Here is a 25,069-nt window from a genome sequence, read left to right on the forward strand (position 1 = left end):
CTTTCAATTAATCTGTCAATTAAACAGGGTGATTATTTCTGAATTAAAACGATAGAACCGTTATGACCTGGAACAGAACCGCTGATCAGGATATAGTTCTTTTCTGAAAATATTTTTACTACTTTCAAACCTTTCATTTTAACACGGTCTCCACCCATACGGCCGGCCATTCTCATTCCTTTAAATACTCTTGAAGGATAAGAAGATCCACCAATAGAACCTGGCGCACGTTGACGATCGTGCTGGCCATGGGAAGCTTCACCCACACCAGAGAATCCGTGGCGCTTAACAACACCCTGGAAACCTTTACCCTTGGTAGTTCCAACAACTTCAACACTATCTCCTTCAGAGAAGATGTCTAAGGTTACTGTTTCACCTAAATTTTTTTCTATTGAATAATTGCGGAATTCTTTAACGAATTTCTTGGCTGGAGTTTGAGCCTTTGCAAAGTGATTGATTTCGGCTTTTGTAGCGTGTTTTTCTTTCTTGTCGCCGATAGCTAATTGAACAGCAGAATAACCATCGGTTTCCTGTGTTTTGATCTGTGTTACGGTGTTTGGAGCAACTTCAACAATGGTACAAGCTGTTTGCTTACCATCGGCTGCGAAGATGCTGGTCATCCCGATTTTTTTTCCAATAATTCCTTTCATCGTTTTGCGGTTTATGCCCCGCTCGGTTATGAGGACATCCCACCGATGAAGCGGGATTCAATCCTAGTTTGCTACCGACCTTTTCCGTTGTTTCCAAAACTTACATTTTGAAGAGGAAGTACCGGTAGTAAACAAACCTCGAAGGGCCTGTTTATATGTTACTCATTTAATTCATTGTGAACTAAATGATTTATAATTTCTTTATCAGAGCTGCTTTTTCTGGCCTAAGCCGATTGGCAGATAATTGGGTATATAAGAACTACTTTCTCTCTTTCTAGAGAAATGGCTTTATCAAGCTTTGATTTCAACCTCAACACCAGACGGTAAGTCTAGCTTGCTCAACGCATCTACTGTTCTAGAAGAAGAAGTGTAGATATCCATTAGACGCTTATGCGTAGCTAATTGGAACTGCTCACGGCTTTTCTTATTAACGTGTGGTGAACGCAATACAGTAAAGATTTTCTTATGAGTAGGCAAAGGAATAGGTCCTGTTACTACTGCACCTGTACTACGTACTGTCTTAACGATCTTCTCTGCAGATTTATCTACTAGATTGTGATCGTATGATTGTAATTTGATTCTGATTCGCTGAGACATAGTCAAAAACCAATTTTTACGTTGGGGTTGCAAAGGTAAGGAGCTGTAATCGAACAGACAAGTTTTTTATCTTCTTTTTATATGTTTTTGTGGATTTATTTTTTATTTTTTTCAAAATTACCCTGTTTTTCCCCAAAAAGCAACATGATATACTATTTTATTTTAATACAAATGAACTACAACTCATTTTGTGATCCCAACTTTCAGACCGTTTAACTTCAAAGACAGCATCAATCCCACCTCAAAAAAAACGCCCCGAGTAAACTCGAGGCGCGTCATATAAATTGAATAGAGAACTAGTCATCAGATTTAACCTTTCCCTTGTTCTTTGCCATTACTTCTTCTGCAACGTTATTTGGAGCAGGATTATAATGAGAGAACTCCATAGTAGAAGTTGCACGACCAGAACTTAATGAACGAAGTTGAGTTACATAACCAAACATTTCGCTCAATGGAACTTTAGCTTTGATAACCTGTAGGTTAGCGCGACTATCCATTCCTTCTAGCATACCACGACGACGGTTCAAGTCTCCGGTAACATCTCCCATGTATTGATCTGGAGTTAATACTTCAACCTTCATGATTGGCTCTAATAAAGTAGGCTTAGCTTTACGACCCGCTTCGCGGAAACCAGCTTTCGCACACAATTCAAAACTCATAGCATCAGAATCCACATCATGGTAGCTACCATCAAATACACGAACTTTCATATTATTAACTGGGTATCCAGCTAAAACACCAGCTGTCATTGCGGTTTCAAACCCTTTAGTGATTGCAGGCACAAATTCTTTAGGAATAGATCCACCAAATAAATCGTTTACAAATTGGAAGCTCTTTCCTTCGTTTTCTTTTAACCACTCTGCATCAGCTGGTCCAATTTCAAATTGAATATCGGCAAACTTACCACGACCACCAGACTGTTTCTTCAACACTTCTCTATGGGTAATAGTAGTTCCAAATGATTCTTTATAAGCAACCTGAGGAGCACCTTGGTTTACTTCAACCTTAAACTCACGACGCATACGGTCAATGATGATTTCAAGGTGTAATTCACCCATTCCACGTAAAATGGTTTGGCCAGTATCTTCGTCAGTATTTACACGTAAAGTAGGATCTTCTTCTACTAACTTTGCAATAGCCATACCCATTTTATCAACGTCTGCTTGAGTTTTAGGCTCAACAGCAATCGCGATAACAGGCTCTGGAATGAACATATTCTCCAAAGTAATAGGATGGTTTTCATCGCAAAGTGTATCTCCAGTTTTGATTTCTTTGAAACCTACTGCAGCCGCAATATCTCCTGCTTCAATAAAATCAATTGGGTTTTGTTTGTTGGCAAACATCTTCATGATACGGCTGATACGCTCTTTCTTACCACTTCTCACGTTCAATACATAAGAACCTGCATCTAAACGACCAGAGTAACAACGGAAGAATGCCAAACGACCTACGAAAGGATCGGTCATAATTTTAAATGCCAATGCAGCAAAAGGTTCTTTAGCATTTGGCTTTCTAGTGATTGGCTCACCAGAATCAGGATCAGTACCTACTGTATCTTCAACGTCTACTGGAGAAGGTAAGTAACGACAAACCGCATCAAGTGCAGTTTGCACTCCTTTATTTTTGAATGAAGATCCACACATCATTGGAACAATGCTCAAATCGATACAAGCTTTACGGATTGCTTCGTGTACCTCATCTTCAGAAATTGAATCTGGGTTATCAAAGAATTTCTCCATCAACTTATCATCATATTCAGCAACAGCCTCAATCAAGTTTTGTCTCCAATGTAAAACGTCTTCCATCATATCTGCAGGCACAGGAATTTCGTCGAAAGTCATTCCCTCTGTTTCAGCATGCCATACAATACCTTTCATCTTAATCAGGTCTACAACGCCCTTGAAATTATCTTCTGCACCAATAGGTAATTGCAATGGAACTGCCTTCGCACCCAACATTTCTTTAACCTGTGTTACCACCATTAAGAAATCGGCACCAGCACGATCCATTTTATTTACGAATCCAATACGTGGAACTTTATAACGGTTAGCTTGACGCCAAACAGTTTCAGACTGAGGTTCTACACCATCTACTGCAGAAAACAACGCAATCAAACCATCCAATACACGCATAGAACGCTCTACCTCTACGGTAAAATCTACGTGTCCTGGAGTATCGATGATGTTGAAATAATAATTCTTGGTTTCAGGAGTGGCTTTACCCAATACAGTTGGGAAATTCCACTGACAGCTTACTGCCGCAGAAGTAATGGTAATACCTCTTTCCTTTTCTTGCTCCATCCAGTCGGTAGTAGCACCACCATCATGTACTTCACCAATCTTATGGATCATACCAGTGTAGCGCAAAATACGCTCGGTGGTAGTGGTTTTACCGGCATCAATGTGGGCGGCAATACCAAAGTTTCGTTGAAATTTCAAATCAGCCATATAGTATTCTTGTTTTTTTAGAGGCCGCAAAGGTACATATAATACCGAACCAACAAAGGGTTCGGACCGTTTTATTTAGAATGGGGAAAAATCGTTACCAAACTAACTTATTAAGTAATTGAAATGCAGGAGCTTGGCCCAAAAAAAAACCTCTCCATTTTTATGGAGAGGCCGTATAAATATCTGTGAAAAATTACACTTTGAAGTGAGAGAATGCTTTGTTAGCTTCTGCCATACGGTGTGTATCTTCTTTTTTCTTGAATGCAGCACCTTCGCCTTTTGCAGCAGACATGATTTCATTTGATAACTTATCTGCCATGGTACGTCCGTTTCTTTCGCGGCTGTAGCGGATTAACCACTTCATGCTCAAAGAAATTTTACGATCAGGGCGAACTTCAGCAGGAATCTGGAAAGTGGCTCCACCGATTCTACGGCTTCTTACTTCTACAGCAGGTGTTACATTAGCGATTGCTTTCTTCCACACTTCATAGCCATCTTCGCCAGTAATTTTTGTTATTTTGTCAACTGCATCATAGAAAATGTTGATTGCAGTACTTTTTTTACCATCCCACATCAAGTTGTTGATGAAACGAGTAACCAACTTGTCGTTAAAACGACCGTCTGGTGCTAAGGGTAATTTTTTCGCTTGTGCTTTACGCATGATTTAATTTTTAAGAGACTGATCTTCTTCAAGTATTAAAACTTTACTCAGTCACAGTTATGAATAGAACTATTTTTTAGCTTTTTCCTTCTTTGTACCATACTTAGAACGGCTCTGCTTACGGTCTTTAACACCGGCAGTATCTAAGCTACCACGTACAATATGGTAACGTACCCCTGGTAAGTCTTTTACACGACCACCACGGATTAATACGATTGAGTGCTCTTGTAAGTTGTGGCCTTCACCTGGAATATAGGCAATCACCTCAACTTTATTGGTCAAACGTACTTTCGCTACTTTACGCAAAGCAGAGTTTGGTTTTTTAGGAGTGGTAGTATATACACGGGTACATACGCCACGACGCTGAGGACAAGCATCCAAAGCTCTTGACTTACTCTTAGCCCTGATTATTTCGCGGCCTTTTCTAACTAATTGTTGTATTGTAGGCATTATAAACCATTTAAAATTTCGGACGGCAAAGGTAATGGCTCTTAACGAGAATCCAAAATGTTTTCAAAAAAAAGTATTTCTACGGACAAAAATAAAGGGATTTAACCCAATTTAATCCGCACTATTGTTGATTTCAATAGTTGTTTGTTGCTTTACAATGTAACCCCACAAACTCCCCCTTTCTGCCATGAGGCCATATATTTTCACTTTGCTGCTTTTTTTAGCAGCTACTGGCGCTGTATTTGGACAAGCCAGTAACGCAGTTATTTATTCAAACAAAAAAAACTTGTACCAGCAAAATTTCAATGATTTACCCTCAGGGGGATCTACAACGCTAACAGGTAAAGGACCATTTGCATTTTCACAAGCCCCATTTGCGCTGAGTGGCTTAGTAGGTTGGGAATTTTTGCAAAAATCTGGGACTTCCACCAATGCAGTATTCGCTATTGGAGCAGGCACTTCTACTTCAGCTGGTGTATACAGTGTTGGCGCAACTGGCAGCATCGACCGAGGACTGGGCATGCTTGCAGCAGGTACGGGGGTTTATGCAGTTGGACTAGTCATTACCAATCAAACTGGCGATTCTTTGAACACCATAACAGGCTCTTTTACAACAAAACAATGGAGAAAAGGTGGATCTGGAAACAGTAATACTTGGACTGGTAAATATGCTGTTGGTGCCATCAACAATATTGATCATCCTAACCCAATCAATCACGGACCATTGAACTTTACCTCTATTCAATTTAGTTCAGGAGTAGGAAGTTTAAATGGGAATTTGGTAGAAAACCAGCAAGTAATTCAGTTTACTATTACTGGCATACAATGGAAAAACGGTGAACAATTGATGCTAAGATGGGATGATTTAGATGAATCTGGCAGTGATGATCTAGTAGCAATTGATAATTTTAGCTTTAGTGCAGACAAGGTATCTACAACAAATAATGCCGTTACCGTGGATAGCCTTCACTCTTTAGCCTCTTCAATAACTAATACAGATACCATTCGATATGCATTTAAACCAGGTGGAGATATAACTGGATTGAGCACTTCCAATTTTGCGTTAATTACTGATGGATTAACCAATGCCACTATAACAGGCGTAAGTGGGACTGGATCAGATTATTTAATCAATGTTTATACAGGTTCAGGCGCCGGTAAAATGGTATTAGGAATCAACAACGATAATAATTTAATACCAGGACTAAGGGGACTCCCCTTTTTTAGCATAGATACGCAGCAAATCGATAAAATAAAACCTTTACAAATTAGCTTTAGTTCTCTAAATGATACGATTATAAAGTTGGGAGATACATTAAAACTACAGCTGACTTTTAATGAAACAGTTCATTTAGACAGCGCCTCTCCATTAAGGTCCATTCCCATTTTGATAGGGAATAAAAAAATCAACGTTCAATATGTAAGTGGAAATAATAGCAATCAACTTTTATTTCAGCATATTATTGAAGCAGGCGAAAAAGACAGGGACGGAATTACCCTTGCTGATGGGTTTAATAACGATCAGTTGATTGTAAAAGATATAGCTACTAATGCTAGTTTATTATCACTTACCTCATCCCCAATACAACATGTACAAGTTGATGCAAGTACCATAAAGTATCTTCTACCAAAAGACAGTACGATTACCCAATGTAATACTAGAGATAGCATTGACATTGTACCTCTATTAGTAATAGACAGTACAGATGCAGGCGATAAAATTAAATGGGAAGTAACTCAATTACCCAAACATTGGAGTACTTCTCAACAAAGCTTAGAAATACAAAGTGGAGGAGGCACGGTGCAACCCATTCAATGGAAAATGAGTTCAAATGGATCTGAAAAACTAGATAGCATTTCCATTAGAATTTTCAATGAATTTTCTAGCGCAGAAAAAACTATTTTTTTACAATCCAATAGTTGGATAGGGAATACAGACAGTAACTGGCATAATCCGCTAAACTGGTGTAATACCCTTATCCCTAATGACAGTGCTACAATAACTATTAGTCAATCAGCTTTATATCAGCCCGTATTAACAGGAACTCATGGAGTCAAAAATCTTTATCTTTCTAAAGGTGCAAGTCTCCGAATATCCGGTACTTTAAAAATGAGTGGAGTTATGCAAGCGGATAGCGCTTCAATAGCTGCTAATAATGCAACCATTGAATTAAATGGAAATAATCCACAAACAATCAATGGTCAACTATTTAAAGAAAATAAGATTGAACATTTAATAATAAAAAACAACACTAATACTCAAGTGAGCAATCAACTTATTGTTAGAGGAAATATGCAACTTGCCGCTGGTAGCTTAAGTACCAACAGCAATTTATTCTTGACAGAAACCGCTGCAATTACATCTTCTGCAGCAGGAACTAGCATCAATGGCATAGTGCATGCTGCCAACATTTTTTCAAAGAAAGCTGCTGGGACTTATTTAGCTGGACAACCGTTTGATCAATCTCTAACTTTTAATAATTGGGCCAACAAACCCACCATATTTTATAATCATGCTGCCTCAAACACTGATAGTTTCTCCATTGAAAGTAGTTGGAAGCCTTTTGACTTTGCAGGAGATACCACAACAAATAGTTGGAAGAAGTATCAAGGTATACAATGGCGTGTTTTGAGTAATCAAAATAGTGAGAATAACCCGACTTATTTAAGTGGCACCATTCAAATGGGTACACAACAAATCTTACTAAGTCAATTAGGAAATGGATTTAACGTAATAGCAAATCCTTACCTGAGCCCAGTCAATACAGGAACATTTACAAAAGCAAAAATGGTAAGTAACTATAAATATATATGGAATCCATTAATGGGCAACAAAGGTGGCTATATGGTACTCCCATTTGCACAACAATATATACTCAATCCATTTGAAGCATATATTGTTCAAACAGATAGTAGCATAGAAAATGAAATCACCGTTTCGGAAGCTTCAAAATCCATTGAATGGAACAAAGGAATCATTGATGATTACAAGGAAACAGTCGGATATTTTGCAACTATCAATTTACTCAATAATCAAATTTTGCAAGACCGATTTATCCTTAGAGAACACGCTGGCGCTAAAAATGGTAAAGACTCTCTGGATGCTGATAAATTATTGAATCCTGGAGTAAACCTATTTAGTAAATCTTCTGATGGCGCTAAATTGGCTGTTGACAGTAGGATTCTTCAAGCACAAACTATTGTACCTATTGAATTAAGCAATGTTGAACCTGGTAATTATACTTTCCAAATTCATGAAGCATTTATGCCATCTGAATTTAAGCTAGTATTATATGATACTTATACAAACAATAGTATGCCATTAATTAAAGACAGTATTTATCAGTTTAGTATTACAACAGACAGTTTAAGTAAAGCGTCGAGTAGATTTTATATTGGAAAATATATTCCAAAATCAACTAGTCCGCTCAGCAATTTATTGACCGTAAAACTATATCCTAATCCTGCAACAAGTGAAATTAAAGTTTCTATCAAAGCCAATAGCATTGCCAATAGCACAGTGAGACTATTTAATATGGCAGGTACTTTAATAAAAACAATTGAATTAGGAAATATACAACAAGGACTCATTAGCATTCCCATTACATCCATTAGCAATGGACAATACTTTATACAAGTAACTAGTGGTTCTCTTCAGCAGAATATACCTTTTATAAAACAATAGCTATTTTATTTACTATTATAAAATAAGCTAAATCCAAAAGCCCCGTCTCGGTTATTCGAGACGGGGCTTTACTATTAGGTATAAGATTTAAGTAGAGCAAATCGCTTTAAATTGCTAGCATCCAGCCATGTGTATCAGTGGTTTTACCCTGACGAATATCATTTAATCTTTTCTTTAATTCTGGGGCGATTGTCCAATTTTCAGTATCAAAAAACATAGACTCCTCTTTATATCTTAATTCTTTGATTAAAGATATAGTAGCAGCAGTTCCAGCACCAAAAACTTCGCGTAATTGACCAGCTTTATATGCATCCATTAATTCATTGATAGATATTTTTTTCTCAACAACTTCAAGACCCATTTCAGCTAAAATAGTTAAAGCACTCATTCTGGTAATCCCAGCCAAAATAGTTCCTTCTTCCAAAGAAGGGGTCACAGCTTGATTTCCAATAATAAAAAACACGTTCATCATTCCTACTTCCTGTAAATACTTATGTTCATAAGCATCGGTCCAAAGCACTTGGTCATAACCCATTTCTTTAGCCAACTGTGTTGGGTACATGCTAGAGCCATAGTTTCCAGCATTTTTAGAATATCCAACTCCACCTGCTACAGCACGGGTATATTTTTCTTCAACAAAAATGCGCATCGGAGTGCTGAAGTAAGGTCCTGTAGGACTTAGAATAATCATAAACTTATATGAATCAGATGGCTTAACACCTAATACCGCATCTGTTGCAAACATAAATGGTCTGATATACAGAGAATGATCTGGCAAAGTTGGTATCCAATTTTTGTCTAGATTAATTAGTTCACGCATTCCATTGATGAAAATCTCTTCTGGCACAGTGGGCATTTGCATTCTGGTAGCAGAAATATTGAAACGCTTAAAATTTTCGTATGGCCTAAAAATAGCTGCATAACCCTCATTATTTCTATACGCTTTAATCCCTTCAAAAATAGATTGCCCGTAGTGCAATGCTGCCAGTGAGGGGTCCATAGATAACGGTTCGTAAGGTCTAATCTCTACATTCTTCCAAACTCCATTACTGTAGTCAGCAACCAACATATGATCGGTAAACACACGCCCAAAAGGTATATTTTCTAAACTAATGGTATCTAGCTTAGACTTTTCGGCTCTCTTAATGTTTATGTCTAGTACTGCGTTCATAGTTTTATATTTGGCGCAAAGAAACAAAAAAAATAAAAAACTAACAACTGTTAATATTTAAAACAGAGAAACCATGCCTGATCAACTACCCGATTTTGTTTTAGCTGATTTATTTCCCAGCAATTTGGTAATTATTGAATCAGGTAAATCTTCCGTCCTAAATGCAGCCACACCAACAACTTCAGATAGTTTAACTGCTGTGGAAACTCCAATTCAAACTAATGCTCAAACAGTTGAAAAAATAATTGCTAAAGAAAAGATAAAAACGATATCACCGGAATCCTCCCCTTCGCATACAGAACAATCTGAAAAACCAGAGAAATGGTATTTGGGAAATAACGCTAAAAATTGCACCATCTTAGTTTATGAAACCAATGCAGCATTTCTTAATGAAGCAAGTTTAGAATTCTTAACTAAAATATTAGGGGCTTGTAAATTAAATATGGGAGATGTAGCCGTTATCAATATGGCCCGTTATCAAGCGCATTTTGCAGAAATAAAAAAAGAATTAAATCCATCCACCTGCTTATTATTCAATGTAACTACTGCTTCAATTAAATTGCCTTTCATAATTCCACCATACCAAGTGCAACAATTTGATCAATGCAAATTTTTAATCGCACCAGCATTGGCCAATTATTATGAAGAAAACGCAGAAGCCAAATTAGAAAAAACCAAACTTTGGGTAAGTCTTAAATCACTTTTCAACATATAACTATGGCAAATATCGATCTCATTTTTGCTACTAATAATGCCAATAAAGTAAAAGAAATAAAAGCTGTTACCGGTAATCATTTGAATATACTTTCACTTAAAGAGGCCGGAATTGAAATTGACATTCCAGAACCACACGACACACTGGAAGCCAACGCTAGTGAGAAGTCTAGGGTCATTCATGCAATAACAAAAAAGAATTGTTTTAGTGAAGATACTGGATTAGAAGTATTTGCATTAAATGGCGAGCCAGGTGTTAAAAGCGCTCGATATGCAGGCGATACTAGAGATTTTCAAGCCAATATTGACTTACTACTTCATAGGCTTTCCAATAAGGTAAATAAGACTGCACAATTCAGAACAGTAATATCGCTAATATGGAATAACCAAGAATATTTGTTTGAAGGAATCTGTAAAGGTCAAATTAATGCTGATCAGAAAGGATCAGAAGGCTTTGGTTATGATCCAATATTTATTCCTGACGGTTCATCAAAGCGTTTTGCGGAAATGACAATGGATGAAAAAAATAAGTTTAGTCACCGTAAAAAAGCTATGCAGCAATTAATGTCATTTTTAAACACAAAATGGTAGCGTATGAATAGAATCAAAATCAATTTACCGAATCAGTTCAATTTTGCCATTCAAATGCAAATTAGAGTGACCGATTTGAATTACGGAGGTCATGTAGGTAATGACACCATACTTTCTCTTTTACAAGAAGCACGTCAACAATTTTTACAATCTAAAGGATATGAAGAGTTAAAAGTTGCATCTTATGGATTAATCATGGCTGACGCTATGGTAGAATACAAAAGAGAATTAAACCATAAAGACAGCATTAAAATTGAAGTTACCGCTTCCGATTTTGATAAACTAGGTTTCGACCTGTACTATAAAGTCTTGATTGTAAATACTGAGGAAGAAGTTCTAGCCGTTAAAGCAAAAACGGGAATGATGCTTTATGATTACCATGCAAAAAAGAAGGTATCACTTTCAGATGAAATTATTGAAGCGTTAAGTTATTAAGCATTCCAAATACGCCAACTTTCCTCAGCCTGTATTACAAGCATTTCGTATCCATTTTGAACAGAAGCCCCTTGTGCTTTCCCGTTCAATAAAAACTGAGTTTCTGTTGGATTATAAATTAAATCGAACAAATGATGTTCGGATGTTAATACGTGATAAGGGATTGGCGGTGCTTCGGTTATCGCCGGGTATTGCCCAATGGGACTTGTATTGATAATTAAAGTATATTTTGAAAGTAACGATTCATTTAATGCTTCGTAACCAATACTTGATTCAGTAGGCGTTCTAGAAACTGATAAATAAGGTATTTGCAACTTATTTAAAACATAGGCAACAGCTGCTGCAGCCCCCCCAGTACCTAATATCAATGCTTTAGAATGATGGCTTTTCAAAAATGGTTTAAGAGATTGCTCAAAACCAACCACATCCGTATTGAAACCGAGTAATTTTTTTTCTTTAATTAAAACACAATTACTTGCCCCAATAGCAGCTACTTCAGGGCTTACTTGATGTAAAAATGGAATGATCTGTTTTTTGTATGGAATAGTGATATTAAAGCCATGCAGGCCCTTCTTTTGCAACAATAATAAAGGAAAATCATCAATCGATGGAATTGAAAAATTTTCATACTTATATTGATCCGACAAGTTTAATTGTGCAAATTTTTCTGTAAAATATTTTTGCGAAAAAGAATGCGTTAACGGATACCCAACTAAACCAAATAAACGCATATTATGCTTTGTCTAAATAAAGATGAAAAGTGTCCCCCCTTAAACCAATACGCATTGCTTCTAATGGTAAGACTTCGTTAGGCGCAATATTACCCAAATTAACATTACAACCAATTAATTCTAAGAAATATAGCTGCTGAGCTTTCTGAGGGGCTTCCCAAATAATTTTTTCAGCAGGAATTTGTGTTAAAATTTCTTGAACCAGCCCTTCCCTAACTTCTCCACTACCTCTGTAAATTCCCACATTTCCCGCTTCCCTAGCCTCTGCAATAACATAAGATGAACCCGCCTCTAATTCAGCCCTCATCAATTCTATCCACTTATATGGTGGAATAATATGTGCAGCATCTTTACTTCCCACTTCACTTAATACTGTGGCGTGCTTTGTTAATTTTTCTATGTAACCACATTTTTCAGCATGAGGAATGGTAATGGACCCATCTGAAACTTCAATATAACTAACTCCAAAGTCCCTACATACTTCAACGTAGTCATCAAATTGATTTCTAATTAAAAAGGCCTCGAAAAGTGTACCACCAAAATAAACTGGCATATTGGCTTCACGATAAACATCCAGCTTCTCCCTTAAATTAGGTGTAACAAATGAAGTACCAAATCCTAGCTTAACAATATCCACATGAGGACCAGCAACACTTAGAAAGTCTTTTGCTTGATTAATGCTCAATCCCTTATCCATGACCATAGTTAAGCCAGATAACCTTGGTTTTTGAGTACGCTCGGGTATTTGTGTAAGTCTGTAGTTCATTCTGTTGTTCTTATTTGAGCGCAAAAATACATATTTATATTTTCTTTCCTTTCTTATAACGTGCGATGATATCCACTACTTGGTTATTTTGTAAAATAGATGGATTGAGCTCTATGAATTTTTTAAGCAGCTTGGGTGCTTTATCCATTGCCGTTTCTAATCTCAAAAGCGCTTCCTTAGACTTCCCCATTCCAAACAATAGGGTACTCGCATAAAAGTAAAAAATAGGTTTTTGTCCTGTTGCAGAAAGTGCAACAATACATTGACTGTATGCTTCTTCTAATAAATCAGCTTTAATTAAACAACGTAATAATGCCTCCCAACCATTTACCGATTTAGGCTTATGCTTAACTACCGCTCCAAAATAAATAATCGCATCCTTGAATTTTTCAAGGTTCATCATACATTCACCCATTGCTAAATTATACTCAGGAACGCTTCTATTCATTCGCATTGCATTTTCTAATTGCTTGCAAGCAGCCTGCCATTGCTCTTCTAGCATATAAGTCACCGCAATTTTATAGTGCAACTTACTGTCAGTTGAATTTAGATGAACGGCTTTTTTATAATTAAACCTTGCTTGGGCATATTTTCCCATTCTATGATAACAATGTCCTATTGCTTCATATATCACATCCTCGGGCCTACTTAGTTCTAATACTTTTTCGAGCACTTCAATGGCTTCCTTGTATTTACGCAATCGTAAATAGGCATCCCCCATATTTCTATAGGCATAATCAAATTTCTCGTCAATTGCTACTGCATATTGATAAGCATCAATTGATTTTTCATAAAGTTTAAGGCCTTGAAAAGCAGCCGCTAAATTAAACCAAGCTAGCTCACTAAAAGGATGATCCTCAATGATAGCTTGATGTAATTTGATACTCTCTTCATTCCTTCCCGTAAAATCAGTCCAGAAACAAATTTTATATAATGCTTCTTCATTATTGGGATCTTCAGCTAAAATCAATTTTAAGCAATCAAAAACCTTATCAAACTCTTCATAATCATCATATACATCCGCTAGCTCAAACAATAAATCTAGCCTTTCTTCCCCTTCAAATTGAAGCAATGCTGCTTCCAATAAATCGACTGCTTTTGCTTGCTGATCCAATGCTAAGTATGCATCGGTCTTTAAAATAAACAAATTCAAGTCGGAACTATCAAACAGTTCTGCGGTTTCCAATAAATCAAGTGCTTCTTGGTATTTTCTGCTAGCTAGTAATAAATCTGCCTTCTTAATCATCAGATTAGCAGAGTATGGAAATTGCTCTAATGCCAAATTAGCCGCAAACATTGCTTCTGCCAAATCATCTTTTTCATCATAGTAGTCAATAATCCTTTCAAAAGCATCTTCTTCTAAAAAAGGATGACTCCTCCCATGCTTAAGGTGTTGATACTGAATAATCAACTCCCTTAATTCTTCTTTGTCTTCGCGATACGGATTTTGGCTCATGGGTTGACGTTTACCTAATTTAGGCAAATAATTAAACTTTTTTTTGCAAAAACCAAACTTTTTACCCCTTATTAACGTTTGTTAATAAAAATAAATCGTTAAAATATTTAGGATATATCCTACCTTTGCCATATGTTAATGCAAATTAAATCAGCAAAAAAAGCCCCTTGGGTGATGCTCCTTGTGAGTTTGCACATGACTATTGCTGCATTAGCATTCACTGGAATAGTAGACGATAAAGCCAAGAGCAGTAAGTTTACATTGAAAAGCCTTAACAGTTTTTCTAAAAAAGGACTATCCTTATCTGCAATTAAATCTACCCTACATTATAAAGGTTTATCACTTACAAGTGATGGACCGATGATGATGAATACAGATATGAATTCCATCCTTCAGTATAATAATGGTAATACCACTTACGTGTACCCTTACAAGATTAAAGTTAAAGTCCCAAAGTTTAAGACCCCACAAGAAAGTCGCAATTAGTTTATTAGATCCTAACTATTCATTTAGCAATCGATATCCTTGAGTAGGAATATCAAACTTTGTTGCTGAAACTGGGTTCAAACTAATCTTCGTAGCAGTATAGGTAATTTTTTGAGTATACCCATCTTTTGCTTCATATTCTAATACAAACCCAGGTATATCTTTAAATTGGTATTCAAATTCTCTTACAGAAGGAATGATAGTACTTGCATAAAATACAGAGAAAGTGCTTCCGTCTTTTAATAGTAATGTTGCACGCTTGCAATCATAGCCTAATATAGTTTTACGCTCATCTGAATATTGTATAAGCATGTCACTAAACTTATCGTTTTGCTTAATCCAATTGAGCGAATTCATTTTAGTGATAAACTTGTTTGCACCAATTTCTCTCAATATCACTGCATTCCCTGTTACTTTATTAAAAATTAAAGACTGAGAAAATGAAGGACTAATTAAATCGGACCTACTATTATTGCCCTTTATATAGATTACTTTACTACTTTGCTTTAAAAGAGCAACAGCATCTTTATCCACTTGATTTTCATTATTAACTGTTATTGCATAATTAACAGTGCATTCTGCTACTACTCGAGCTTGAGAAGTTGCGCTACTTATTATTAAGCAATAAAATATCAAACATAATAAGTAGCGCATCATTTTATTTTTTGGTGGTTTTGTTCTTCAATTCTTGAACTTTCTTTTGGCTCTCTAACATTTGCTCGTAACGTTCCTGCCATTTACTCTTGGTTTTAGGCGCTTTGCGTTTTGCTTCAATTTTTGCCAAAATTTTATCGTGGTTGATAATATAATTCTGAATTACAAATTGCAATAATAAAGTAATTACGTTCGATACCGTATAATACCATGTTAAAGCTGATGGCAAGCTGTTAAAGATAAACAGCAACATGAATGGAAATATATAAGGCATATACTTCAACGCGGGATTATCCTGGGTTGGAGTCATGCTCATATTATAAATAGAAATCAAAAAGCTGGTTATTACAGCAGTGATAGTAAATAAACTTACATGATTACCAAAAGCAGGTATACTAAAAGGAAGTGATGCAATAGAATCAAAACTAGATAAGTCTTCACTCCAAAGAAATGCCTGCCCTCTAAGCGCTATTTCAGAGTTGAAAAAACTATATAATGCAAAGAAGATAGGAATTTGCAGCAAAGCTGGAATACAACCTCCTAATGGGTTAACACCCGCTTCTCTAAACAATTTCATCTGCTCCATTGCAAAGCCCTGTTGATCTGCACCCATTTTTTTCTTCAATACATCTAATTCAGGACGCAAAGCCTTCATTTTTGCGCCACTTAAATAACTACTGTAAGTTAATGGTGCTGTTATTAAACGAATGAATAGGGTTAACAAGAAAATTACCCAACCATAATTCTTTACAAAAGAAGCAAAGAAGTCAAATACAGGCATGATAATGTACTTGTTAATAGGACGTACAAAAGAATACATATCTCTACCAAGATTCACAATCTTATCCATTTCTGGAGCTTGCTTAGCCAAAATTTCGTATTCATTAGGACCAACATAAAAATGAAAAGGAATATTAACGGATGCAGCAGCTGGAACTTTTAATTGTAAAGTACTGGTTGCAGATGCTAAGTCACGAGTAGAATCTGTTGCTCTAGCCCATTTTATACTTCCGCTATTAAATGAATTATCTGCAATTAAAGTACTATTAAAAAACTGCTGTACTACAGCAATCCACTGAGCTGGCTTTTCAAAACTATGATCTGTATTAGATGAGATATAATCGAACTCATTGTCTTCAGAAAAACAAATATTCGAAACCTGACGCTCATACTGAGAAGTCCTTTCCATTTGTGAAGTAGCAACAGTCCAATTAAGGTTTAAAGCGTTATTGGTTAGTAACTGACTAGCACCGTTCATTCCTAACTTCCAACCAACCTTATAACTATTAGGAACTAAAGTAAATTCATGAACTACAGACTGACCGTTTGCAGCAGTTAATGTGAATTTTAGCGTTTGTGATCCATCAGCATTTTTCACTACAGTTCCAGCTGTAAAGAAAAGATTATCAATTGTTGCAGATTGAGCAGGTGCAGTATTAATTGCATAAGAAATTGTGCTTTTATCAGAAAGAACAACTAATTGTTCATTAGCGTCTTTATAATTTTTTAAAGTAACCGACTTAATTTGCCCCCCTTTATTGGTAAACTTCACTTTAACTACTTCATTTTCAACAGTAATAAACTGTTCTTGACCCACAGCAGCATCCGTAAAATTGCCTGCAACAGTAACTCTTACTGCAGAATCTCTTTTAAGAGAATCCGTTTTTAATGCAACCGTATCAATCAGCTTCATTCTTGCTGCTGCTACTTTTGCAAGAGAATCTTCTTCTCTTTTCTTCATTTCAATAATTGCATTCTGTTGCTGGCTAGTGTACCAGAAATATAGGAACATCAAAATTCCCAACAACACAAAACCAATGACCGTATTTTTGTCCGTCTTCATACAAACTTTTATTGAGCGGCAAAGGTAACGTTTGCCTAACAAAAAAAACCTTTTCTTTGTCATTCAAACCAAGCGCCTTCAACCAACCAAATATAACCTGTGCCTGCCGTAACCATTAAAAAAAAGTGTTATGCAGGAAAATTACCTTCCCAGCCGCCGGGAGCAATTTTTATGGTGGCTTAGTACTGCCGAGACAGTACTTTTAAAAAATGCTGTAGTAGACAGAAATAGGCACTCCATTATAGGTATGCTTGTTTTAGCTACTTGGAGTTTTGCAACTCTAGCCTGGACTTATTTTTTCAGCACTATTGTAGATAAAGTTTGGATAGCATGTTTGCTAGGGCTTTTTATGGGTGGGATTATACTTTTTATAGATCGAGCCCTAATAAAAGGAATTAACCATTCAGGAAAGCAAGGTTGGAAACCACTGATTTTCAGAATGTTTTTAGCTTATACAATAGGCCTATTTATGGCACAACCAGCACTACTTTTCTTATTTGAAAAAGAGATTCTTGTTCAAACCTCTTTAGACAATGAGGTAAAGAAGAAAAATAAATATGTTGAACTTGAAAAATTATATGCTCCGCAAAAAAAACAACTGTTAGATGAAAAAAAACAATTAAACACAAATCTATCGCTACGGTATCAAGAAATGATCCAGACCAGCAATCAATTTATTAGGGAGAGCGATGGAACAGGAGGATCAAAAAAAATTGGTTTAAAATCAATTGCACTTGCTAAGAAAGCCGCAGCAGACAAAGCAGCAGCTGACTATTATGAAGCCGCTAAATTGATAAACCCATCAATAAAGAGCATTGATAGTAATATACAAATGATAGATCAAACAATTACAAAAGAACTAATTGCATTTAATCAATTATTGAACAATGGCTTTATTACTAGGATAGAAGCTTTAGACCATTTGGTTAATCAAAATAATGCTGTTAAGTTCAGGTATTATTTGCTTATAGTGCTGCTGATGTTAATTGAGTTAATGCCGGTGTTATCAAAATATTTGTTGCCTTCGGGAACCTATGCTTTGAATGCAGCACTTACAGAAAAGGTTGAAATGGAAAATCTGAGAAAAGTTAATCGTAACGAACCAATTGATAGTTTTTAATACCAACACTGGCCATCATATCAACCACTTTAATGACCTGCATATAATCTGTTCCTCTTGCAACTGCTAAACTGAGTTTTTTTTGATTTAGCACTAAAAGATTCGCTTTAAGAAAATCGGATAATGAATTGTATACTAAGGATTTTTCGTCCGCATTAACGTTAGCCACAACTTTATCACTTAATAAAATTAAACTATGCATTAATTCAATATCGCTTGCTATGGGCTGGTCTTCAACTGGAGAAATTACAGGAACAAAAGCCTTTGATTCTGTTGCTTCTAAATCAGGCTTTATGTAATAGCTTACGGAAGGCAATAACAAAAGAAGAAATAAAATGGCTTTTTTCATAAGATTTTAAGAAAAATAAATTTCTATATAAAATGGACATTAGATTCAAAAACTTTACTAATACCCCCATTTTTTTCATGAAAAGCAAAATCCCACACTTGAAAGTGTGGGATTAGACTGTTTAAATCAATTTAGTAGTTATATCACTGCATCTTTTTTACTCGAAGACTTTAGGTTACTCTTATTATCATTATACTTTTTGGCAGCATCAATAAAACCAACAAATAATGGAGCTGGTCTCTCTACAGTACTCTTTAATTCGGGATGATATTGAACCCCAATAAAAAATGGATGATTGGGTAATTCGATAATTTCTACCAGTCCGGTAGCTGGATTTTTACCACTTGCTCGCATCCCAGCAGCCTGGTATTGATCTAGGTAATCATTATTAAACTCATAACGATGTCTGTGTCGTTCAGTAAAACTCGTAGTTCCATAAATTTTATGTGCCAAAGAGCCATCTTCTACTTCACAAGGATATGCACCGAGTCTCATTGTTCCACCCATTAGTGTTATTTTCTTTTGTTCTTCCATCATATTGATGACCGGATGAGCCGAATTGGTATCCATCTCAACTGAATGTGCATCTTTTAGACCTAATACATTTCTTCCAAACTCAATAACAGCCATTTGCATTCCTAAGCAAATTCCAAAGAATGGCAAGCCCTTTTCCCGAGCATATTTAACCGCAATAATTTTACCTTCGATTCCCCTATTCCCAAATCCGGGGGCTACTAACAATCCATCTAAGCCATTCAATTTCTCAGCCACATTTTCATCCGTAATAAACTCAGAATGAACATTCACTACCTGCACTTTTACTTCATTAATTGCTCCAGCATGCACAAAGCTTTCTAAAATAGATTTATAGGCATCCTGAAGCTCAATATACTTGCCAATTAATCCAATAGTAACCTTACTCTTGGGATACTTCAATTTATCTAAAAACTCTTTCCAATTATTCAAATTAGGTTCAGCGAACCCTGTAATATTCAATTTTTTTAAACAGATCAAATCAAGCTTTTCCCTTAACATATGCAACGGCACTTCATATATTGTACTTGCATCCATTGCTTCAATCACTGCTTCTTGTTTTACATTACAAAAAAGTGCAATTTTCCTTTTGATATCATTATTTAATGGTTCTTCTGTTCTACAAACAATAATATCTGGATGAACGCCTGTTTCACTTAACATTTTCACACTATGCTGAGTAGGCTTGGTTTTTAATTCTTTAGCTGCCTTTAAATAAGGGATTAGCGTTAAGTGAACTACCATCACATCTTCTTCTGGCAATTCCCATTGCAATTGTCTTACAGCCTCTATAAATGGCAAACTCTCAATATCCCCAACTGTACCACCAATTTCTGTTAATACAATATCATACTGATCATCCTGACCCAATAAAAGCATGCGATGCTTAATCTCATCAGTAATATGCGGTACCACTTGAACTGTTTTACCTAAAAAATCTCCCGCTCTTTCTTTATTAATTACTGTCTGATAAATTCTTCCTGTTGTAACATTATTGGCTTGTGAAGTATATATATTCAAGAATCTTTCATAATGCCCAAGGTCTAAGTCTGTTTCAGCTCCATCTTCAGTAACATAACACTCCCCATGCTCATAGGGATTGAGCGTTCCTGGATCTACGTTGATATAGGGATCGAATTTTTGTATAGTTACTTTAAGCCCTCTGGCCTGTAATAATTTTGCCAATGAGGCGGCAATAATCCCTTTACCTAAACTGCTTGTTACACCACCGGTAACAAAAATATACTTGGCCATAAAATGAATACTTTATTGCAATAAATTAAAAAACAATCTTGGACCTGAAAAATTGAACTGAAATAGTTCGGAGGTCAAACAAAGCTAGCTTAAAAAATGAAACAAGAAAAATACCGACCTCATTTTCAACCAATCTGACAAAAAACTGTTAGTGAAAAGTGAACAAGTCTTTAAATTAACAACCTAGACATATGAAACAATTACGAATTTTTGCCTTATTTGTAACAGTAATGATAGCAATTCAGGGTTTCCGATATACTGAAACCAAACAAAGTATTCGCTCCGCTGAAGACTACCTTGCTTGCTATTCAGATATTCGTGATCAATTTAGAGATGAAGCAATGACACCTGAATTTGCTGCAATGCACGAAAATCCATTGCCTTTTACATTAACCAATGGTACGGGCGAAACAGTTTCCTTTGATGCTCCAGATGGCACCAAAGCTGCTGGTTATTTTATTAAAAGCAAGAAAAAAACCAATAACTGGATTTTTGTGATTCAAGAATGGTGGGGATTAAACGACCAAATAAAGCAAGAAGCTGAAAAATTAGCTGCTGAGCTGGGCAATGTAAATGTAATTGCACTAGATATGTACGATGGTAAAGTTGCTGCAACTCCAGACAGTGCTATGAAGCTGATGAGAGCTGCAACCAATACAAGATTGGAAGCAATAGTAAAAGGAGCGTTGGCTTATGCGGGTACAAAAGCAAAAATATTCACGATTGGTTGGTGCTTTGGGGGTATGTGGAGTTTACAAAGTAGCATTTTAGCAGGCAAGCAAGCTGCGGGAACAGTTATGTATTATGGCCGCCCTGAAAATAATTTAGAAAAATTAAAGACACTTCAGTCTGATGTGATTGGATTTTTTGGCAACCAAGATAGAAGCCCTTCTCCTGAAGTAGTGAATGCGTTCGAAAAAGACATGGCTACTGCTGGTAAAAAATTAACGCTCCACCGTTACGAAGCCAATCATGGTTTTGCAAACCCAAGCAATCCTTCCTTTAATAAAGAAGCAACGGAAGATGCGCACAAAAAGACGATTGAATTTTTGAAAGCTCGTTTATAAAATACAATCTTATCATAAAAAAAGAGGCGGCGTTAAATTGCTGCCTCTTTTTATTTCTACTAATAAGACTTTTCAATATTTAAATAATTTCTTACGTAATCGTCTACGCCCTCTTCTAATGAATAAAAGGGTTTTGAATAGCCTACTTTATTTAATTTAGTCATATTGGCTTCAGTAAAATATTGGTATTTGTCTCTAATATCTAGAGGCATATCTATAAACTCAATATTGGGTATAATATCCATCCCAGCAAAAGTGGCATTCACTAAATCAATGAAGGTTCTTGCTTTTCCGGTACCCAAATTGTATAATCCATTATTACTACTGGACCATTTGGATTGAACCATTTCTTCCATCATCCACTCAATTACTGAAACCACATCTTTTACATATACAAAATCTCGCAGTTGTTCTCCATCTTTAAATGAAGGGTGATGACTTTTAAATAATCTAACTAAACCGTTGTTCTTTATTTGATTAAAAGAGTGAAAAATAACAGAAGCCATTCTGTTCTTATGCGATTCATTAGGACCATATACATTGAAAAATTTTAAGCCTGTCCAATAGGGTGGTTGGGCGTTTTGTTGCAACGCCCATTTATCGAATTCATTTTTACTTACTCCGTAAGGATTTAAAGGGCTTAACTGATTCACCAATGCATGATCATCATTATATCCATACTCGCCGTTACCATAAGTTGCAGCACTGGACGCATATATCAATGGCACTTGATGAATGCAACAATAATTCCAAACATCTTTGGAATACGCTAGGTTCAATTCTTCGTGAATAGAATAATCAAATTCTGTTGTATCCGTTCTTGCACCTAAGTGAATAATGATATCTAACTTAGGCTTATGCTCATCTAACCAATCTAATAAATTATAGCGCTCAATAATGGTGATAAATTCTTTGTTTTGCCAATTATTTCTTTTTGACTCTACCCCAAAATCATCTACCAAATAAATATTCGAATAGCCTTGCTCATTTAAGTATTGAACCATACAACTGCCTATAAACCCGGCAGCTCCTGTAACCATGATATGCAAGTTGTTGCGCTTCATTATTGTATCAACTTTTCAATGGCAGTATCATATTTATTTTTCCATTCATCAATAGTTCCCCAGTTATTCCCTGCTATCACGACGTCATTTGAAGTAACTGACCCTAATTGAGTCACAGCAGTGCCTGCAGCAGTCGCAGCTGCAACCACATCAGCCAAATTACTTGAAGAAACAGATACAACTATACGACCCTGTGCTTCACCAAACCAATAAGCATCTTGCCTGATATCAACTGTTGGATTTACACTAAAACCTTTACCACCGCTGAACCCACTTTCTAATAAGGCGATCATTAATCCCCCTTCGCTTATATCATGGGCACTTTTAATTTTTTGAGATTTAATTAGTTGACTAATTAATTGCTGTGTGTTGTATTCCTCATCTAAATTGAAATAAGGAGCAGGAGAATATTGAACCCCTTTCAGTTTATGCAGGTATTCACTTGATGCAATATCATTGTGTTGTGCTCCAATTAAAAGAATGATATCTCCATCATCTTTGAAATGCATAGTCATTTTTTGGTCCACATTATCTAAAATTCCTACCATGCCAATCGTAGGGGTTGGATAAACGGGTCCATCAGGATTTTGGTTGTAAAAACTCACATTACCTCCAGTTACAGGCGTGTTGAATTTTTTACATGCATCTCCCATACCAGTAACTGCATGAACAAATTGAAAATATACTTCAGGATCATAGGGGTTACCAAAATTTAAACAATTGGTAACGCCAATGGGCTCTCCTCCACTACAAATAATATTTCTTGCAGCTTCTGCTACTGCAATCATTCCACCAATATAAGGATTAGCAAAAACATATTTACTGTTACAGTCAACGGTAATAGCCAACGCTTTACCTGTTCCTTTTGCCAATACAACAGAAGCATCGCTAGGACTATTTGTACTGGTATTAGCAGCCCCAACCATGCTATCATATTGAGTGTATACCCATCTTTTGCTGGCGATATTAGGTAGGGTGATCAAAGCCTCTGCCGTAGCTTTCAGGTCTTGAACATCCGCTAACGCCGTTGCATCAAATGCATTTATTTTTTCAAAGTATTTTGGCTCTGTATATTCTCTAGTATATTGAGGGGCTCCTCCACCTAGAACCAATTCATATGCAGGTATGCTGGCTTCCAAGGCCCCATCCATATAAAAATTCAACAACCCATCATCGGTTACATGCCCTATGGTACTAGCACTTAAATCCCACTTTTCAAAAACAGCAACCACTTCAGCTTCTCTTCCTTTTTCTACCACCATTAACATCCTTTCTTGACTCTCACTTAAAAGTAGCTCCCAAGCTTTCATATTTTGTTGACGGGTAGGTACTTTTTCTAAGTCAATATGCATCCCTACTTCACCTTTTGCACTCATTTCTGCTGTAGAACAAATAATACCTGCCGCACCCATATCTTGCATTCCTACTACAGCTCCTGTTTCAAGAACTTCTAAACAAGCTTCCAATAATTTCTTTTCTTGAAATGGATCACCTACTTGAACGGCAGGTAATTCCTGAACAGAATCGTGTGTGATATCGGCGCTTGCGAAGCTTGCGCCACCAATACCGTCCTTACCGGTAGCACTACCAACATAAATAACTGGATTACCAATTCCTTTTGCAGTAGCACTGACCATTTTATTGGCTTGCATGATCCCTACACTCATTGCATTTACTAGCGGATTGGTATGGTAGCAATCTTCAAAATAAACTTCGCCTCCAACTGTTGGCACGCCAAAGCAATTTCCATAATGACCAATCCCCTTTACAACTCCAGCTAATAAGTGTTGTGTTTTTTTATCTTTTAAATTACCAAACCGTAAGCTATTTAATGAAGCAATCGGTCTTGCTCCCATAGTGAAAATATCACGTTGAATTCCACCCACTCCAGTTGCAGCGCCTTGAAATGGCTCAATAGCACTAGGATGATTATGACTTTCAATTTTAAAAACTACTCCAAAACCATTACCCATATCCATAAGGCCGGCATTTTCTTCCCCTGCAGCAACCAACATTCTTCCGCCATCTCTAGGAAGCGTTTTTAACCACTTAATGGAATTTTTATAACTACAATGTTCGCTCCACATGCCACTAAAAGCACAGAGCTCAGTAAAATTAGGGGTGCGTCCCAATTTTTGCTTTATCAACTCAAATTCATCTGCAGTTAATCGTAACTGCTGGGCTGTTTTTACGGTGATTTCCATGATGTTGCGAAGGTACAAAACCAAGCCAATGTGTCCGAATGAAGTTTTCCCTATTTAATCCATACAAATTAGTAGGTATTTAATTCAGAAAATCTCGAAATCGACCCATTTAAACGATCAAATGCTTTGTAATACAGTAT

The 25,069-nt window shown here is 36.3% G+C and carries 22 protein-coding genes; 7 read left to right on the forward strand and 15 right to left on the reverse strand.

Going from position 1 to position 25,069, the window contains the following annotated elements; all coding sequences use genetic code 11:
- Positions 1-32 precede the first annotated feature (32 nt).
- From rplC to rpsL, 5 genes are all read right to left on the reverse strand, one after another.
- Complete coding sequence (rplC, locus tag ACTIEI_RS14330) at positions 33-650, reverse strand: 50S ribosomal protein L3 (protein WP_439506969.1); 618 nt, start codon at positions 648-650, stop codon at positions 33-35.
- A 291-nt stretch (positions 651-941) separates the two neighbouring features.
- Positions 942-1,247 (reverse strand): 30S ribosomal protein S10, encoded by a 306-nt coding sequence (rpsJ, locus tag ACTIEI_RS14335; RefSeq protein WP_026751395.1) that lies wholly within the window; start codon positions 1,245-1,247, stop codon positions 942-944.
- Positions 1,248-1,543: 296 nt separating this feature from the next.
- Positions 1,544-3,694 carry an elongation factor G gene (gene fusA / locus ACTIEI_RS14340; protein WP_439506970.1) on the reverse strand — a complete coding sequence of 717 codons (2,151 nt, stop codon included), beginning with the start codon at positions 3,692-3,694 and terminating at the stop codon, positions 1,544-1,546.
- 193 nt (positions 3,695-3,887) lie between these two features.
- Positions 3,888-4,355 (reverse strand): 30S ribosomal protein S7, encoded by a 468-nt coding sequence (rpsG, locus tag ACTIEI_RS14345; protein ID WP_439506971.1) that lies wholly within the window; start codon positions 4,353-4,355, stop codon positions 3,888-3,890.
- Between the two features lie 69 nt (positions 4,356-4,424).
- Entirely contained in the window at positions 4,425-4,805 is a 381-nt protein-coding gene (rpsL, locus tag ACTIEI_RS14350) for a 30S ribosomal protein S12 (protein ID WP_026751391.1), read from the reverse strand.
- Positions 4,806-4,992: 187 nt separating this feature from the next.
- Between rpsL and ACTIEI_RS14355 the strand changes: the two genes are divergently transcribed.
- A complete protein-coding gene (locus tag ACTIEI_RS14355) occupies positions 4,993-8,490 on the forward strand; it encodes a T9SS type A sorting domain-containing protein (protein WP_439506972.1) in 3,498 nt (1,165 codons plus the stop codon).
- Between the two features lie 106 nt (positions 8,491-8,596).
- Here the strand turns inward: ACTIEI_RS14355 and ACTIEI_RS14360 are convergent, their stop codons facing one another.
- Positions 8,597-9,661 (reverse strand): branched-chain amino acid aminotransferase, encoded by a 1,065-nt coding sequence (locus tag ACTIEI_RS14360; protein WP_439506973.1) that lies wholly within the window; start codon positions 9,659-9,661, stop codon positions 8,597-8,599.
- Between the two features lie 73 nt (positions 9,662-9,734).
- Between ACTIEI_RS14360 and ACTIEI_RS14365 the strand changes: the two genes are divergently transcribed.
- Genes ACTIEI_RS14365 through ACTIEI_RS14375 form a run of 3 tightly spaced genes read left to right on the forward strand, consistent with a single transcriptional unit; the run spans position 9,735 to position 11,401 of the window.
- Positions 9,735-10,376, forward strand: coding sequence for a hypothetical protein (locus ACTIEI_RS14365; protein ID WP_439506974.1), 642 nt, complete (start codon positions 9,735-9,737; stop codon positions 10,374-10,376).
- Between the two features lie 2 nt (positions 10,377-10,378).
- Positions 10,379-10,966 (forward strand): RdgB/HAM1 family non-canonical purine NTP pyrophosphatase, encoded by a 588-nt coding sequence (gene rdgB, locus ACTIEI_RS14370; RefSeq protein ID WP_439506975.1) that lies wholly within the window; start codon positions 10,379-10,381, stop codon positions 10,964-10,966.
- Positions 10,967-10,969: 3 nt separating this feature from the next.
- On the forward strand, positions 10,970-11,401 hold the full coding sequence (locus ACTIEI_RS14375) for a thioesterase family protein (RefSeq protein ID WP_439506976.1): 432 nt from the start codon (positions 10,970-10,972) through the stop codon (positions 11,399-11,401).
- On the opposite strand, the gene ACTIEI_RS14380 is transcribed toward ACTIEI_RS14375, so the two are convergent.
- From ACTIEI_RS14380 to ACTIEI_RS14390, 3 genes are read right to left on the reverse strand one after another with little or no spacing between them, the layout of a single operon-like run.
- Positions 11,398-12,132 carry a shikimate dehydrogenase family protein gene (locus ACTIEI_RS14380; RefSeq protein ID WP_439506977.1) on the reverse strand — a complete coding sequence of 245 codons (735 nt, stop codon included), beginning with the start codon at positions 12,130-12,132 and terminating at the stop codon, positions 11,398-11,400. The two genes, ACTIEI_RS14375 and ACTIEI_RS14380, sit on opposite strands and share 4 nt — an antisense overlap.
- A 1-nt stretch (position 12,133) precedes the next feature.
- Complete coding sequence (locus ACTIEI_RS14385) at positions 12,134-12,898, reverse strand: phosphosulfolactate synthase (protein WP_439506978.1); 765 nt, start codon at positions 12,896-12,898, stop codon at positions 12,134-12,136.
- Between the two features lie 34 nt (positions 12,899-12,932).
- On the reverse strand, positions 12,933-14,354 hold the full coding sequence (locus tag ACTIEI_RS14390; RefSeq protein ID WP_439506979.1) for a tetratricopeptide repeat protein: 1,422 nt from the start codon (positions 14,352-14,354) through the stop codon (positions 12,933-12,935).
- Between the two features lie 132 nt (positions 14,355-14,486).
- Here ACTIEI_RS14390 and ACTIEI_RS14395 point away from each other — a divergent pair, with 132 nt between their 5' ends.
- On the forward strand, positions 14,487-14,840 hold the full coding sequence (locus ACTIEI_RS14395; protein WP_439506980.1) for a hypothetical protein: 354 nt from the start codon (positions 14,487-14,489) through the stop codon (positions 14,838-14,840).
- A 15-nt stretch (positions 14,841-14,855) separates the two neighbouring features.
- Here the strand turns inward: ACTIEI_RS14395 and ACTIEI_RS14400 are convergent, their stop codons facing one another.
- Together ACTIEI_RS14400 and yidC are read right to left on the reverse strand one after the other, a co-directional pair.
- A complete protein-coding gene (locus ACTIEI_RS14400) occupies positions 14,856-15,494 on the reverse strand; it encodes a hypothetical protein (protein ID WP_439506981.1) in 639 nt (212 codons plus the stop codon).
- A 4-nt stretch (positions 15,495-15,498) separates the two neighbouring features.
- Positions 15,499-17,337 (reverse strand): membrane protein insertase YidC, encoded by a 1,839-nt coding sequence (gene yidC / locus ACTIEI_RS14405; RefSeq protein WP_439506982.1) that lies wholly within the window; start codon positions 17,335-17,337, stop codon positions 15,499-15,501.
- A gap of 130 nt (positions 17,338-17,467) precedes the next feature.
- On the opposite strand from yidC, the gene ACTIEI_RS14410 reads away from it, so the two are divergent.
- A complete protein-coding gene (locus ACTIEI_RS14410) occupies positions 17,468-18,457 on the forward strand; it encodes a DUF4407 domain-containing protein (protein ID WP_439506983.1) in 990 nt (329 codons plus the stop codon).
- On the opposite strand, the gene ACTIEI_RS14415 is transcribed toward ACTIEI_RS14410, so the two are convergent.
- Together ACTIEI_RS14415 and ACTIEI_RS14420 are read right to left on the reverse strand one after the other, a co-directional pair.
- Complete coding sequence (locus ACTIEI_RS14415) at positions 18,426-18,806, reverse strand: hypothetical protein (protein ID WP_439506984.1); 381 nt, start codon at positions 18,804-18,806, stop codon at positions 18,426-18,428. The two genes, ACTIEI_RS14410 and ACTIEI_RS14415, sit on opposite strands and share 32 nt — an antisense overlap.
- Positions 18,807-18,944: 138 nt before the next feature.
- Positions 18,945-20,594, reverse strand: coding sequence for a CTP synthase (locus ACTIEI_RS14420; protein WP_439506985.1), 1,650 nt, complete (start codon positions 20,592-20,594; stop codon positions 18,945-18,947).
- Between the two features lie 191 nt (positions 20,595-20,785).
- On the opposite strand from ACTIEI_RS14420, the gene ACTIEI_RS14425 reads away from it, so the two are divergent.
- Positions 20,786-21,661, forward strand: coding sequence for a dienelactone hydrolase family protein (locus ACTIEI_RS14425; protein ID WP_439506986.1), 876 nt, complete (start codon positions 20,786-20,788; stop codon positions 21,659-21,661).
- Positions 21,662-21,720: 59 nt separating this feature from the next.
- On the opposite strand, the gene rfaD is transcribed toward ACTIEI_RS14425, so the two are convergent.
- Both rfaD and purL read right to left on the reverse strand, forming a co-directional pair.
- Positions 21,721-22,725 carry an ADP-glyceromanno-heptose 6-epimerase gene (gene rfaD / locus ACTIEI_RS14430; protein ID WP_439506987.1) on the reverse strand — a complete coding sequence of 335 codons (1,005 nt, stop codon included), beginning with the start codon at positions 22,723-22,725 and terminating at the stop codon, positions 21,721-21,723.
- On the reverse strand, positions 22,725-24,929 hold the full coding sequence (gene purL / locus ACTIEI_RS14435; RefSeq protein ID WP_439506988.1) for a phosphoribosylformylglycinamidine synthase subunit PurL: 2,205 nt from the start codon (positions 24,927-24,929) through the stop codon (positions 22,725-22,727). The genes rfaD and purL overlap by 1 nt, the downstream gene beginning before the upstream one ends.
- Positions 24,930-25,069 lie beyond the last annotated feature (140 nt).

It is taken from the genome of Sediminibacterium sp., assembly GCF_051860225.1.
Taxonomy (GTDB): domain Bacteria; phylum Bacteroidota; class Bacteroidia; order Chitinophagales; family Chitinophagaceae; genus Sediminibacterium.

Bases quoted from the DNA above. Each gene is read 5' to 3' on its own strand.
- rplC (WP_439506969.1), bottom strand. From the start codon at position 650: ATGAAAGGAATTATTGGAAAAAAAATCGGGATGACCAGCATCTTCGCA.
- rpsJ (WP_026751395.1), bottom strand. From the start codon at position 1,247: ATGTCTCAGCGAATCAGAATCAAATTACAATCATACGATCACAATCTA.
- fusA (WP_439506970.1), bottom strand. From the start codon at position 3,694: ATGGCTGATTTGAAATTTCAACGAAACTTTGGTATTGCCGCCCACATT.
- rpsG (WP_439506971.1), bottom strand. From the start codon at position 4,355: ATGCGTAAAGCACAAGCGAAAAAATTACCCTTAGCACCAGACGGTCGT.
- rpsL (WP_026751391.1), bottom strand. From the start codon at position 4,805: ATGCCTACAATACAACAATTAGTTAGAAAAGGCCGCGAAATAATCAGG.
- ACTIEI_RS14355 (WP_439506972.1), top strand. From the start codon at position 4,993: ATGAGGCCATATATTTTCACTTTGCTGCTTTTTTTAGCAGCTACTGGC.
- ACTIEI_RS14360 (WP_439506973.1), bottom strand. From the start codon at position 9,661: ATGAACGCAGTACTAGACATAAACATTAAGAGAGCCGAAAAGTCTAAG.
- ACTIEI_RS14365 (WP_439506974.1), top strand. From the start codon at position 9,735: ATGCCTGATCAACTACCCGATTTTGTTTTAGCTGATTTATTTCCCAGC.
- rdgB (WP_439506975.1), top strand. From the start codon at position 10,379: ATGGCAAATATCGATCTCATTTTTGCTACTAATAATGCCAATAAAGTA.
- ACTIEI_RS14375 (WP_439506976.1), top strand. From the start codon at position 10,970: ATGAATAGAATCAAAATCAATTTACCGAATCAGTTCAATTTTGCCATT.
- ACTIEI_RS14380 (WP_439506977.1), bottom strand. From the start codon at position 12,132: ATGCGTTTATTTGGTTTAGTTGGGTATCCGTTAACGCATTCTTTTTCG.
- ACTIEI_RS14385 (WP_439506978.1), bottom strand. From the start codon at position 12,898: ATGAACTACAGACTTACACAAATACCCGAGCGTACTCAAAAACCAAGG.
- ACTIEI_RS14390 (WP_439506979.1), bottom strand. From the start codon at position 14,354: ATGAGCCAAAATCCGTATCGCGAAGACAAAGAAGAATTAAGGGAGTTG.
- ACTIEI_RS14395 (WP_439506980.1), top strand. From the start codon at position 14,487: ATGTTAATGCAAATTAAATCAGCAAAAAAAGCCCCTTGGGTGATGCTC.
- ACTIEI_RS14400 (WP_439506981.1), bottom strand. From the start codon at position 15,494: ATGCGCTACTTATTATGTTTGATATTTTATTGCTTAATAATAAGTAGC.
- yidC (WP_439506982.1), bottom strand. From the start codon at position 17,337: ATGAAGACGGACAAAAATACGGTCATTGGTTTTGTGTTGTTGGGAATT.
- ACTIEI_RS14410 (WP_439506983.1), top strand. From the start codon at position 17,468: ATGCAGGAAAATTACCTTCCCAGCCGCCGGGAGCAATTTTTATGGTGG.
- ACTIEI_RS14415 (WP_439506984.1), bottom strand. From the start codon at position 18,806: ATGAAAAAAGCCATTTTATTTCTTCTTTTGTTATTGCCTTCCGTAAGC.
- ACTIEI_RS14420 (WP_439506985.1), bottom strand. From the start codon at position 20,594: ATGGCCAAGTATATTTTTGTTACCGGTGGTGTAACAAGCAGTTTAGGT.
- ACTIEI_RS14425 (WP_439506986.1), top strand. From the start codon at position 20,786: ATGAAACAATTACGAATTTTTGCCTTATTTGTAACAGTAATGATAGCA.
- rfaD (WP_439506987.1), bottom strand. From the start codon at position 22,725: ATGAAGCGCAACAACTTGCATATCATGGTTACAGGAGCTGCCGGGTTT.
- purL (WP_439506988.1), bottom strand. From the start codon at position 24,929: ATGGAAATCACCGTAAAAACAGCCCAGCAGTTACGATTAACTGCAGAT.